The organism is Stenotrophomonas sp. 2619 (assembly GCF_040548725.1).
In the GTDB taxonomy this organism is placed as follows: domain Bacteria; phylum Pseudomonadota; class Gammaproteobacteria; order Xanthomonadales; family Xanthomonadaceae; genus Stenotrophomonas; species Stenotrophomonas maltophilia_AP.
The window spans coordinates 23,674-36,795 of sequence record NZ_JBEPSF010000014.1 but is presented as its reverse complement, the minus strand read 5'-3'; the positions used below and the strand labels follow the sequence as shown (position 1 = coordinate 36,795).

At 65.8% G+C, this 13,122-nt stretch carries 9 protein-coding genes; all 9 read left to right on the top strand.

From position 1 onward, the window contains the following. Window positions 1–66 precede the first annotated feature (66 nt). A complete protein-coding gene (locus ABIA71_RS14510; protein ID WP_128097741.1) occupies window positions 67–366 on the top strand; it encodes a YciI family protein in 300 nt (99 codons plus the stop codon). Further along, complete coding sequence (locus tag ABIA71_RS14505; protein ID WP_038687490.1) at window positions 363–632, top strand: BolA family protein; 270 nt, start codon at window positions 363–365, stop codon at window positions 630–632. Before ABIA71_RS14510 ends, ABIA71_RS14505 begins: the two co-directional genes overlap by 4 nt. Window positions 633–781: 149 nt before the next feature. Beyond that, on the top strand, window positions 782–1,834 hold the full coding sequence (locus ABIA71_RS14500; RefSeq protein ID WP_128097743.1) for a LacI family DNA-binding transcriptional regulator: 1,053 nt from the start codon (window positions 782–784) through the stop codon (window positions 1,832–1,834). A 90-nt stretch (window positions 1,835–1,924) separates the two neighbouring features. Next, entirely contained in the window at window positions 1,925–4,984 is a 3,060-nt protein-coding gene (locus ABIA71_RS14495) for a TonB-dependent receptor (protein ID WP_354286069.1), read from the top strand. Between the two features lie 252 nt (window positions 4,985–5,236). Further along, a complete protein-coding gene (locus tag ABIA71_RS14490; RefSeq protein ID WP_354286067.1) occupies window positions 5,237–6,850 on the top strand; it encodes a glucoamylase family protein in 1,614 nt (537 codons plus the stop codon). Window positions 6,851–6,883: 33 nt separating this feature from the next. Further along, entirely contained in the window at window positions 6,884–8,197 is a 1,314-nt protein-coding gene (locus ABIA71_RS14485) for a sugar ABC transporter substrate-binding protein (RefSeq protein WP_354286065.1), read from the top strand. Beyond that, on the top strand, window positions 8,194–9,075 hold the full coding sequence (locus tag ABIA71_RS14480; RefSeq protein ID WP_038687498.1) for a carbohydrate ABC transporter permease: 882 nt from the start codon (window positions 8,194–8,196) through the stop codon (window positions 9,073–9,075). Before ABIA71_RS14485 ends, ABIA71_RS14480 begins: the two co-directional genes overlap by 4 nt. Continuing rightward, window positions 9,072–9,908 carry a carbohydrate ABC transporter permease gene (locus tag ABIA71_RS14475; protein ID WP_038687499.1) on the top strand — a complete coding sequence of 279 codons (837 nt, stop codon included), beginning with the start codon at window positions 9,072–9,074 and terminating at the stop codon, window positions 9,906–9,908. The genes ABIA71_RS14480 and ABIA71_RS14475 overlap by 4 nt, the downstream gene beginning before the upstream one ends. A 47-nt stretch (window positions 9,909–9,955) precedes the next feature. Next, window positions 9,956–13,090, top strand: coding sequence for a discoidin domain-containing protein (locus ABIA71_RS14470; RefSeq protein WP_354286225.1), 3,135 nt, complete (start codon window positions 9,956–9,958; stop codon window positions 13,088–13,090). Window positions 13,091–13,122: the final 32 nt, after the last annotated feature.

Below are 13,122 nucleotides of genomic sequence, written 5' to 3'. Positions count from 1 at the left end.
CCGGCAGTGTCCAGCGAGCCGGGCTAGAATCGTCCGGTTCGTTTAGCTGAGCCTTGGGAGTTGCCTGTGTGGTATGTGATTGAAGGCTATGACGGTGCCGACGTACTGGCGGCCCGGATGGCGGTGCGCGGCGCGCATCTGGCCCGTTTGACCGCCCTGCGCGACGAGGGCCGGCTGCTGCTGGCCGGGCCGTGCCCGGCGATCGACAGCGAAGATCCGGGCCCGGCCGGGTTCAGCGGCAGCGTGGTGATCGCCCAGTTCGATTCGCTGGCGCAGGCCCAGGCCTGGGCCGACGCCGACCCCTACGTGGACGCCGGGGTCTATACCCGCGTGCAGGTGCGCCCGTTCCGCAAGGTCCTGCCGTGACCCGGGTCGAGCAGATCCGCGCGGCCCTGCAGCAGGCCCTGGACCCGCAGCTGCTGGAGGTGGAGGACGACAGCCACCGCCACGCCGGCCACGAAGGCGCGCGCGATGGGCGCGGCCATTTCAATGTGCACATTGTCAGCGCCGCCTTCGAAGGCAAGCTGCCACTTGCGCGCCACCGGGCGGTCTATGCCGCCCTGGGCACCCTGATGGACACCGATATCCACGCGCTGTCCATCCGCGCCGAGGCACCGGCCAAAAACGGCTGAAAGCCTTGTCCTGCCTTGTCCTGGCCAGTCCAGGACAGGGCCCCTGAAGACACTTTCATGTTACCGGCAGACGTCATTGGCCTAACGTAGTGTTTACATTCAGGATTGAAAACGCTTACATTCCGCGCCAAGCCCCAGATCTCTAAGCCGTGGAGGGCGGCGAAGTGAACAAGGCAGCCATCACAATCAAAGATGTAGCCCGCGAAGCCCGGGTCTCCGTGGCCACGGTATCGCGTGCGCTCAATGGACATGAAAATGTCGCCGAACCGGTCCGCAAGCTGGTGCTGGAGGTCGCTGCGCGCCTGCGCTACACCCCGCATGCGGCCGCACGGAGCCTGAGCAGCCGGCGCACCAACACCATCGGTGTGGTGCTGCCGGACCTGTACGGCGAATTCTTTTCCGAGCTGATGCGTGGCATCGACGGGGTCGCCCGCGAGCGCCGCCAGCATCTGCTGGTGTCCAGCTACCACGGCGACCAGGAGCAGCAGGGCGCGGCCCTGCGTGCCATGCGCGGTCGCGTGGACGGGCTGCTGGTGTTGTCGCCGTATGCGGAAAGCCCCGGCTTCCTCACCGACAACCTGCCGCAGGCGCTGCCCACGGTCCTGATCAATACCTACCTGCCCGAGCAGGATCATCCGGTGCTCAGCATCGATGACCATGCCGGCGCGATGGCCATGACCCGCCATCTGCTCGATGTCGGCCACCGCCGCATTGCCTTCATTTCCGGTCCGGACCTCAACTTCGACGCGCGTGAGCGCCTGCGCGGTTTCCGCGATGCGCTGGCCGCGTCCGGTACCGATGCGGTGGGCATCGAGTTGCCCGGTGACTTTGACGAAGCCTCCGGCCATCGCGCTGGACAGGAGTTGCTGGCAGCCGGCGCGCTGCCCGATGCGGTGTTCGCCGCCAACGACATGATGGCGCTGGGCTGCCTGTATGCGTTCGCGCAGGCAGGCGTGCGGGTGCCGGCCGATGTTGCCCTGGCGGGCTTCGATGACATTCCGCTGGCGCGTTTCGTTCACCCGTCCTTGACGACGATGCAGGTGAGTATCGCCGACCTCGGCGATAAGGCGATGACGCGTCTGTTGCAGTTGATGGACGGCAACAACACGGAAGTGGCCGGTGACAAGCAGACGCTTGTGCCGCGCCTGATCGTGCGTGATTCGTGTAGGTCACGACCGATGGTCGTGACGCCTTTGCTGTAAATCACGACCGTTGGTCGTGATGCATTCAAACCACGCTGTAAAAAAAACGACAGGGGCCGCAAAGACGGCCACCACCACCCGGAGATTTACATGACGTATTCCAATCACCGCAACCGTGCACCGGCGCGCAGCCTGCTGACCAGTGCACTGGTTACCTGCCTGATGCTGGGCGCTGCACCGTCCCTGATGGCGCAGTCGGCCACCTCCTCGCTGCGCGGCCAGGTGGCCCAGGCCGAGGCCGGCACCGAAGTGACCGCCACCAACCTGGCCAGCGGCACCGTGCGCCGTGCCACCACCCGCGCCGACGGCAGCTACTCGCTGATGGGCCTGGACCCGGGCACCTATGACGTGGTGGCCAACGGCCAGACCCAGAAGGTAACGGTGACCGTGGCCTCGACCGCGACGCTGAACTTCAGCGGCGCGCCGGCCAACGGCGGCACCGCCAACGCCACCAACCTTGACACCGTCAACGTGGTGGCCCCGACCCTGCTGCAGGAAGTGCGTACGTCCGAAGTGGGCAAGACGGTCAGCCTGCAGCAGATCCAGACCACCCCGCAGGTGTCGCGCAACTTCCTGGAGTTCGCCGACGCGGTGCCGGGCATGATCTTCACCCGCGATGCCAAGGGCAACACCTCGCTGCGCGGCGGTGCCACCAATGCCGACGGCACCAACGTCTACATCGACGGCGTGGGCCAGAAGAGCTACGTCAAGGGCGGCGGCGTGGCCGGCCAGTCCGGCAGCGCCGGCAACCCGTTCCCGCAGCTGGCCATTGGCGAATACAAGGTCATCAGCGGCAACTACAAGGCCGAGTATGGCCAGGTGTCGAGCGCGGCCGTGACCGCGGCCACCAAGTCCGGTACCAACGAGTTCAAGGGTGAAACCTTCTACCGTTACACCAACGAAGACATGCGCGCCAAGACCCCGGCCGAGCGTCAGTACGGCCAGACCAAGGAAGCCTCGGCCGAGAAGGAATACGGCTTCGCGTTGGGTGGCCCGATCATCCAGGACAAGGCCCACTTCTTCGTGACCTACGAAGCCAAGCGCTTCGACCTGCCGGTCACCATCGCGCCGGAAGGCTCGGTCACCAACCGCGTCGGCCTGCTGCCGGGCGACGCCGCCGCCGGCCTCGGCCCGGCCAGCCAGCCGTTCGAGCAGGACCTGATCTTCGCCAAGATCGACTTCGAACCGACCGACAACGATCGCATCGAGCTGACCTTCCAGGACCGCGACGAGACCCAGCAGCAGTTCAGTGGCCAGACCGCGCCGGAAGCCGGTCGCGAAGTGGTCAACACCGACCGTCGTTACGCGCTGCGCTGGAACCACAGCGGCGAGCGTTATTACAACGAATTGATGGTCACCCATGAAGATTCGTTCAACAACCCGACCCCGCTGACCCTGGCCAACGGCATCACCTACACCGCACCGGACGGCACCGAAGACCGCACCTTGGTGAAGATCGGTGGCGCCTCGGCACTGGATTCGCAGGTGAAGGGCCAGAAGGGCTGGGCGATCGAAGACAACCTGACCCTGGACGGCATCCAGTGGATGGGCGACCACACCATCAAGATGGGTGCCAAGTACAAGGAAATCGATCTGTACGCCTCCGATGCGGCGCAGATCAACCCGACCTTCACCTACACCCTGGGTGACGCGGACTTCCCGTCGGACATCCCGTACAAGGCGCAGTTCGTCAAGCCGGTGAACGGTGTGTCGGGCGTGTCCGGCGAAGTGCGTTCGAAGTCCAAGCAGATCGGCCTGTACATCCAGGACGACTGGCAGGTCAACGACCACCTGCAGCTGAACATCGGCCTGCGCTGGGACTACGAAAAGACCCCGGCCTACCTGGACTTCGTGACCCCGCAGGCCGTGGTCGATGCGATCTACTCGCAGGACCCGCGCGCTGCCGCTGGCCAGACCTTCGCCGATACGCTGGCGCTGGGCGGGCTGGACATCAGCAACTACATCAGCAACGGCCACAACCGCAAGGCATTCAAGGATGCCTGGCAGCCGCGCCTGGGCTTCTCGTATGACATCAACGCCGACGAGCAGCACGTGATCCACGGTGGTGCCGGCCGTTCGTATGACCGCGACCTGTTCGACAACCTGCAGCTGGAAACCACCAAGCTGGCCCTGCCGCAGCCGACCATCTACTTCCGCAACCCGGCCACCAGCACCTGCATCAACGGCCAGGCCGCCTGTTACAACTGGGATCCGAACCTGCTCAACGGCATCGGCAACCTGCAGGCGCTGGTCGGCTCGACCAGCAATGCCGGTCTGGAAGTGGACCTGTTGAACAACAACCTGAAGGCGCCGTACTCGGATCAGTTCAGCCTGGGCATGAGCAACCAGGTCGGTGACTGGCTGACCGATGCCACCATCGCCCGCACCCTGAGCTACGACGGCTTCGCCTTCACCCTGGGCAACCGTTACCCGACCGGCCAGTTCTTCGATGACCCGCGTCTGTGCGGTGGCACCGACCCGGGCCTGAGCCAGGCCTGGAGCTGCAACGTGCCGGGCTTCGGCAGCCTGATCATCGGCCAGCAGGGCATCAAGACCCGTGCCACGCAGGTGCTGCTGTCGGCGCAGAAGCCGTTCACCAAGGAGAGCGGCTGGGGCACCTCGATCGCCTATACCTGGACCACCGCGCGCCACAACCGCGACATCAACGAGAAGTACGCCTTTGACCGCGGCCTGATCGAGGACTACCCGACCATCCGCTCCAACGGTGCCCCGCGTCACCGCCTGGTGCTGACCGGCTCCTATGCGGGCTTCTGGGACATCACCTTCGGCGGCAAGATCACCCTGGCCACCCCGACCGCGGTGAATGACTGGTACCCGGTCACCCAGTCGACCGGTTTCGACCTGCCGACCCCGGGTGCGGCCGTGCCCAACGGCAACGGCAAGTTCCTGGTCGGTGGCAAGATCTTCGGCTACCGTTCGGTCGACCTGCAGGCCACCAAGACGTTCAAGATGCCGGGCGATACCGAGCTGTATGCGCGTATCGACATCATCAACGTCTTCAACTTCGACAACTTCTCCAACTACAACTACACCAAGTCCAACGGCAAGTTGCTGGCCAGCTACAACGAGACCGGCGATATCGTCGGTACGCCGCGCCAGGTCAAGGCGGAAGTCGGCTTCCGCTTCTGATGCCAGCGTTACCCGGCACCGCCTTCTGGGCGGTGTCGGGGCAGCACCGCCGGTCGGCTTGGGTCCGCCGGCGGGACTGTACAGGCGCTTGCCGTCCAAGGATGGGCAAGCGCGTGTGCGGTAGGTACCGACCGTTGGTCGGTACGCAGACGGTCCGCCCCGGCGGATTTTTTTGGATCGTGATCTGTAAACGATTTCAGCTTGGTTGAGGCTATGCTCTCCAGCACGAACATGCGCAAAAGGTGGTGGTCGATGAATGCATCTCGGGTGGTGTCGCTGGCGTTGCTGTCCGTGGCCATCGCCGGTTGCCAGCAGCAGGCGCCGGACAAACCGGCAAAGCCGAAGCCGCCGGTGATCCTGGTCGAGGCCGACGTGCCGCCGCGCCCGATGAAGCCGGAGCTGCCGCCGCTGTTTGACGATATCGAACGCCGCACCTTCCAGTTCTTCTGGGATACCACCAACGAGGTCAACGGCCTCAGCCCCGACCGCTACCCGTCGCGCCCGTTTGCCAGCATCGCCTCGGTCGGCTACGCGCTCACCGCCTATCCGATCGGCGTGGAGAACGGATGGGTCAGCCGCACCCAGGCCGTGGACCGCACCCTGCTCACGCTGAAGTTCTTCCGTGACCTGCCGATGGGCCCGCAGCGCACCGGCAAGGGCGGCTACAAGGGCTTCTACTACCACTTCCTGGACATGCAGCAGGGCCGTCGTTACGACAGCTGGGTGGAACTGTCCAGCGTGGATACCGCGCTGCTGATGATGGGCGTGCTGTTCGCCCAGTCGTACTACAGCGGTGACGATGCCCGCGAAAAAGAGATCCGCGAGATCGCCGACACGCTCTACAAGCGCGTGGACTGGCCGTGGCTGCAGCAGCGTGCGCCGCTGATCTCGATGGGCTGGTTCCCCGAAAGCGGCTTCATCGACCACGACTGGATGGGCTACAACGAGGCGATGATGGTCTACATCCTCGCGCTCGGCTCGCCGACCCACCCGGTCAGCCCGGACGCATGGACGGTCTGGACGCGTACCTACGACAACGACTGGGGCGTGTACCAGGGCCAGGAATACCTGTCCTTCGGCCCGTTGTTCGGGCACCAGTACACGCACGTGTGGGTGGACTTCCGCGACATCCAGGACGCCTACATGCGCGAGCGGGGCAGCACCTACTTCCTCAACAGCCGTTCGGCTGCCTTGGCGCAGCGCGAATACGCCATCGCCAACCCGATGAACTGGAAGGACTACGGCGAGAACGTGTGGGGCCTGACCGCCAGCGATGGCCCGCAGAACACCACCCAGGAATACCGCGGCGAGCAGCGCCAGTTCCGCCATTACTCCTCGCGCGGCGCCGGCCTGCGCGAGAACTTCGACGACGGCACCATCGCCCCGACCGCGGCGATCGCCTCGGTGGTGTTCGCCCCGGAAGAAGTGATCCCGGCCACCGAAGAGATGCACAAGCGCTACGGCGACTACATCTATTCCAGCTACGGCTTCCTGGATTCGTTCAACCCGAGCTTCAACTACGACATCCCGATCAAGACCGGTCGGCTGGTGCCCGACCGCGGCTGGGTGGCCAGTGACTACATCGGCATCGACCAGGGCCCGATCCTGACCATGATCGCCAACTACCGGAACGATTTCGTCTGGGACGTGATGAAGAAAAACGCGCACATCCGCAAGGGCCTGGAACGGGCCGGTTTCAGCGGTGGCTGGTTGACGCCCGAAGGCCAGGACCAGCCGATGGAACTGCAGAAAGATGAAAAGGCCGCTTCGGCGCGCTCGGTCGGCATCGCCGAATCGCGCGCGGCAGCGGCCCAGGAACAGAAGAACAATTCCAATACGAACCGCAACCAGCAGCAGGGGAAGTAAGCAGTGCCATTGTCGTCGCGCCCCAAGCTGGGTTTGAGTCTGTTGCTGCTGCTGGTCGGCAGCGTGTTGTTGGCTGGCTGCCGCAAGGAGCCGGAAGGTGTCACCGTGCGTTTCTGGGCGATGGGCCGCGAGGCCGAAGTGGTCACCGGCCTGATCAAGGAGTTCGAGGCGGAAAACCCGGGCATCCACGTCGATGTGCAGAACATCCCGTGGACGGCGGCGCACGAGAAGCTGCTCACCGCGTTCGCCGCCGACGGCCTGCCCGATGTGTGCCAGCTGGGCAACACCTGGATCCCCGAGTTCGCCGAGCTCAACACCCTGGTGCCGCTGCAGCCCTACGTGGCGCAGTCCAAGGTGGTGGATCCGGACGACTACTTCCAGGGCATCTGGGACACCAACGTGGTGCATGACGAGCTGGTCGGCGTGCCGTGGTACGTGGACACGCGCCTGCTGTACTACCGCAAGGACCTGCTGGCCCAGGCCGGCTACGACCACCCCCCGCGCACCTGGGCGGAGTGGAACGAGATGATGGCCGCCATCAAGAAGATGCAGGGGCCCAAGCGCTACGCGGTGCTGATGCCGATCAACGAATTCGAGCAGCAGTTGTCCTTCGCCTTGCAGCAGCCCGACCCGCTGCTGCGCGATGCCGATACCCGCGGCAATTTCAGCAGCCCCGGCTTCCGCAAGACCCTGGGCTTCTACGAAAACATGTTCGCCCAGGGCTGGGCGCCGCGCATGTCCGAGACCCAGATCTCCAACGTCTGGGACGAGTTCTTCCGCGGCTTCAACGTGTTCTACCTGTCCGGCCCGTGGAATATCCGCGAGTTCAAGAAGCTGCAGCCCAAGGAACTGGAAGGCAAGTGGGGCACCGCCGCACTGCCGGGCCCGGACGGCCCGGGCGCCGGTATCGCCGGCGGCACCAGCCTGGTGATCTTCCGCTCCTCGCAGCAGAAGGAAGCGTCGTGGAAGCTGATCGAGTTCCTGTCGCGCCCGGCGATCCAGGAACGCTTCCATTCCATCATCGGCGACCTGCCGCCGCGGCGCAGCACCTGGGAGTATCCCTCGCTGGCCAACGACCCGCTGGCGCAGCCGTTCCGCGACCAGCTGGAACGCGTCAAGCCCACGCCCAAGGTGCTGGAGTGGGAACGTATCGTGCAGGAAATGCGGATCATCACCGAACAGGTGGTGCGTGGTGGCCTTGATCAGGATGTGGCAGTGAAGGAACTGGACAAGCGCGTGGACAAGGTCCTCGCCAAGCGCCGTTGGATGCATGAGCGCGATGCACAGGAGAAGGCCGCCGGTTCGGGCGTGCATTCCAGCGCGGTGGCCACGGGAGCGGCGCAATGAAGCAGCGTTCGCTTGCCGGCTGGCTGTTCGCCGGCCCGGCCATCCTGGTGATCGGCGTGTTCTTCGGCCTGCCGGTGTTCTCGGCGCTGGCCCTGAGCATCACCGACTTCGACCTGTACGCCCTGGCCGACGGCGGCAACCTGCGCTTTGTCGGGCTGGGCAACTACATCGACCTGCTGCAGACCCCGATGTTCTGGAAGTCGCTGTGGAACACCACCTACTTCGTGATCGTCGGCGTGCCGATGTCGATCGGCGTATCGCTGGGTGCGGCGATCCTGCTCAACGCCCCGGCGGCGCGCTTCAAGGCGCTGTTCCGCACCGCGTTGTTCGCCCCGGTGGTGACCACCCTGGTGGCGGTGGCGGTGATCTGGCGCTACCTGTTCCACACCAGCTACGGCCTGGTGAACTACGGGCTGGGCCACATCGGCATCAACCCGATCGACTGGCTGGGCGACCCCAACTGGGCCATGCCGACCATCATGCTGTTCGCGGTGTGGAAGAACTTCGGCTACAACATGGTGATCTTCCTGGCCGGCCTGCAGGCGATCCCGCATGACCTGTACGAGGCCGCGCGCATCGACGGCGCCTCGCGCTGGAAGCAGTTCCTGCACATCACCCTGCCGATGCTCGGCCCGGTGCTGCTGGTGGTGGGCGTGATTACCGTGTCCGGCTACTTCCAGCTGTTCGCCGAACCCTACGTGATGACCCGCGGCGACCCACTGCAGAGCACCGTCAGCGTGCTGTACTTCATGTTCGAGGAAGGCTTCAAGTGGTGGAACCTGGGCCGCGCCTCCGCGGTGGCGTTCCTGCTGTTCCTGATCATCCTGGCGGTAACCAGCGTCATGCTGCGTTTCGGCCGCAAGAGGCAGTTGGTATGAGTCGTGAAATCGGCCAGTCGCGCTGGCATGCATGGTGGGTCAACGGTGGCTTGACGGTACTGGCGCTGGTCAGCCTGGCGCCGCTGCTGTGGATGCTGTCGGTGTCGTTCATGCCCACCGGCGAGGCGGCGCATTTCCCGCCGCCGCTGCTGCCGTCCTCGGTGACCACCGCGAACTACCACGAGTTGTTCGCGCGCACCGGCATGGGCAACAACTTCGTCAACAGCCTGGGCGTGTCGCTGGCCATCACGCTGGGCTCGCTGCTGCTCAACACCATGGCCGGCTATGCGTTCGCCAAGCTGCGCTTCGCCGGCCGCGAACGCATCTTCCAGGTGCTGCTGGCCGCGTTGGTGATCCCGGCGCAGGTGGCCATGCTGCCGCTGTTCCTGCTGATGAAGCAGCTGGGCCTGGTCAACAGCTTCGGCGGGGTGATCGTGCCGGCGCTGGCCAGCGTGTTCGGCATCTTCCTGGTGCGCCAGTACGCGCGCTCGATTCCCGATGAACTGCTGGAAGCGGCGCGTATCGACGGGGCAGGGGAGATGCGGATCTTCTTCCAGATCGTGCTGCCGATGCTCAAGCCAGTGCTGGTGACCCTGTCGATCTTCACCTTCATGGGCGCATGGAACGATTTCATGTGGCCGTTGATCGTGTTGACCGACCAGGAGCACTACACTTTGCCGGTTGCCCTGGCCACCCTGTCGCGCGAACACATCATGGACGTGGAAATGATGATGGCCGGCGCGGTGGTCACGGTGGTTCCGGTGCTGCTGCTGTTCCTGGCATTGCAGCGTTACTACATCCAAGGTCTGCTGCTGGGGAGTGTCAAAGGGTGAAACATGCCGTCGTCGCGGTGGGTCTGGGTCTTGGGCTGTTGTGGTCGCTGGCGGCCCCGGCCGCCGCGCCGGCCCCGTTGCCGGCACCGAAGGTGCTGGACAGCTTCGACGACATGGCGCCCTGGAAGCTGGTCGTGTCCGACCAGGTCAGCGGCTCGCTGCGCAGCGTGGTCGGCAGTGGCGGCGGGCGTGCGCTGTGCGTGGACTACGACTTCCACGATGTGTCCGGTTACGTCGGCATCCGCCGCGAGCTGGGCATCGAGTACCCGGCCAACTACCAGTTCGGCGTACAGCTGCGCGGCGACTCGCCGGCCAACGACCTGCAGTTCAAGCTGATCGACGCCAGCGGCGACAACGTGTGGTGGGTCAACCGGCCCGGCTACACCTTTCCCAAGGCGTGGAGCACGGTGCAGTACCGCGCCCGCCAGATCGACAAGGCCTGGGGCCCGGGCAAGGACCCGACGCTCACCCGCAGCGCCGCGGTCGAGTTCACCATCTACAGCAAGGTCGGCGGCAAGGGCACGGTCTGTTTCGACCGCCTCACCCTGCAGGGCCTGCCGCCGATGGATACCTCGGCGCTGACTCCGTCGGTGATCGCCGATACCGCCACCGCCCTGCAGAGCCGCATTGCCGATGGCAAGCCGGATACGGTGTGGATCAGCGGCGGCGTTGCCGACCAGACCATCAGCCTGGACCTGCACAAGGTGCGCGAGTTCGGCGGTGCGGTCATCCAGTGGCTGCCCGGCCTGGAGGCCACCCGCTACGTGGTGCGCACCTCGCAGGACGGACGCAGCTGGAAGGAAGTGCGCGAAGTGGTGGGCGGCGGCGGCGACCGCGACTGGCTGGCGCTGCCCGACACCGAGGCGCGCTACCTGCGCTTCGATCTCAAGGGGGGGCCGAGCTGGCGCTACGGTATCCGTGACATCAGTTTGAAGCCGCTGGATTTTGCGGCGACCCCCAACGATTTCGTCCGTTCGGTAGGCGCCGATCTGCCGCGCGGTTCGGTGCCACGCGGATTCAGTGGCGAGCAGCCGTACTGGACCCTGCTGGGTCTGGACGGCGGCCGCGAGCAGGCGTTGATCGGCGAAGATGGCGCGCTGGAAGTGGCCAAGGCCAGCTTCAGCGTGGAGCCGTTCGTGCAGGTGGACGGCAAGAAGCTGCTGAGCTGGGCCGACGTGGCCAGCACCCAGTCGCTGCAGGACGACTACCTGCCCATCGCCAGCGTCGACTGGCGCCACGACACGGCCGCGCTGAAAGTCACCGGTTTCGTGCAGGGCACCCCGGACAAGGCGCAGCTGGTGGGGCGCTACACGTTGCACAACCCCGACAAGGTGGCCCACGACTACACCCTGGCGCTGGCCGTGCGTCCGTGGCAGGTGAACCCGCCCACCCAGTTCCTCAATACCGTCGGCGGCGTCAGCCGGATCGACAACCTGTCGGTGGAGGCCACCGAGGTGGAGGTCAACGGCAGCCCGCGCCTGTACCCGGCCCAGGCACCCGACAGCACGTTTGCCACCACCTTCGACGGCAAGCTGGACGTGGTCCACCTGGCCAGCGGCAAGCTGCCGGGCACCACCGAAGTGCGCGACCCGACCGGGCTGGCCAGCGGTGCGCTGCTGTACCGCTGGCGGCTGGAGCCGGGCCAGAGCCGCGAGGTGGCCATCGTGCTGCCGCAGACCGGCAGCTGGACGATGCCCAAGGACTTCGACGCAGCCAAGGCCCAACAGGCCGTGGCGTCGATGTGGCGGACCAAGCTGGACCAGGTGACCCTGCAGGTGCCCGCCGCCGGCAAGCCGCTGGCCGATACCCTGCGCACCGCGCTGGCGCACATGCTGATCTCGCGGATCGGGCCGAGCATCCAGCCCGGCACGCGCTCGTACTCGCGCAGCTGGATCCGCGACGGCGCGATGATTTCCGAAGGCCTGCTGCGCATGGGCCGCAGCGACGCGGTGCGCGAGTACGTCACCTGGTATGCCCCGCACCAGTTCGACAACGGCAAGGTGCCGTGCTGCGTCGATCCGCGCGGCAGCGACCCGGTGCCGGAAAACGACAGCCACGGTGAGTTGATCTTCAATATTGCCGAGTACTGGCGCTATACCGGCGACAGCACCTTCCTGGAAGTGATGTGGCCGCACGTGCAGGGCGCCTATACCTACATGGAGCAGCTGCGCCTGAGCGAGCGCACCGAGGAGAACCGCGCGCGCAACCCGGCCTTCTACGGGATGATGCCGGTGTCGATCAGCCATGAAGGCTATTCGGCCAAGCCCATGCATTCGTACTGGGACAACTTCTGGGCGCTGCGCGGCTACAAGGACGCGGCCACCATCGCCACCACGCTGGGCAAAATGGACGCCCTGCAGATCAGCGAGTCGCGCGACCAGTTCCGTGACGACCTGCAGGCGTCGCTGCTGGCCGCGGTGGCCCTGCACAAGATCGACTACCTGCCCGGCGCGGCCGAGCTGGGCGACTTCGACGCCACCTCCACCACCATCGCGCTGGCCCCGGGCGGCGAGCAGGGCCGCCTGCCGCAGCCGTACCTGGACAACACCTTCGAGCGCTACTGGAAGCAGTTCGAGGAACGCCGCGACGGCAAGCGTGAGTGGAAGGACTACACCCCGTACGAGTGGCGCAACGTGGCCGCGTTCGTGCGCCTGGGCTGGCGCGACCGCGCCTGGCAGGCCACCGAGTTCTTCTTCAAGGACCGTGCCCCGCAGGCCTGGAACCAATGGGCCGAAGTGGTCTCGCACACGCCGCGCAAGCCGTTCTTCGTCGGTGACCTGCCGCATGCGTGGGTGGCTTCGGACTTCGTGCGCTCGGCGCTGGACATGTTTGCCTACAGCCGCGACGTCGACGACAGCCTGGTGCTGGCGGCCGGCGTGCCGACGCGCTGGCTGGAAGGCAAGGGCGTGGCGATCAAGGGCCTGCGCACCCCGAACGGCCAGCTGAGCTACGCGCTCAGCCGCAGCGACAAGCAGCTGGTGCTGGACCTGTCGGCCGGGCTGGTGCCGCCGCATGGCGGGGTGGTCCTGCCGTGGCCCTACAGTGGCGAACCGGGTAACACCACCGTCAACGGCGAACCGGCGCAGTGGCTGAACGGCGAGCTGCGCATCACCCAGGTACCGGCGCGGGTCGAGATCGACGTGCCGTCGTCGGTGCGCCGCGCCGAGCGCAAGGCACAGTGATGGGCATGCATCGTCATCGTGCGTGGCTTCGC

Bases quoted from the DNA above. Each gene is read 5' to 3' on its own strand.
- ABIA71_RS14490 (WP_354286067.1), top strand. From the start codon at position 5,237: ATGAATGCATCTCGGGTGGTGTCGCTGGCGTTGCTGTCCGTGGCCATC.
- ABIA71_RS14495 (WP_354286069.1), top strand. From the start codon at position 1,925: ATGACGTATTCCAATCACCGCAACCGTGCACCGGCGCGCAGCCTGCTG.
- ABIA71_RS14480 (WP_038687498.1), top strand. From the start codon at position 8,194: ATGAAGCAGCGTTCGCTTGCCGGCTGGCTGTTCGCCGGCCCGGCCATC.
- ABIA71_RS14475 (WP_038687499.1), top strand. From the start codon at position 9,072: ATGAGTCGTGAAATCGGCCAGTCGCGCTGGCATGCATGGTGGGTCAAC.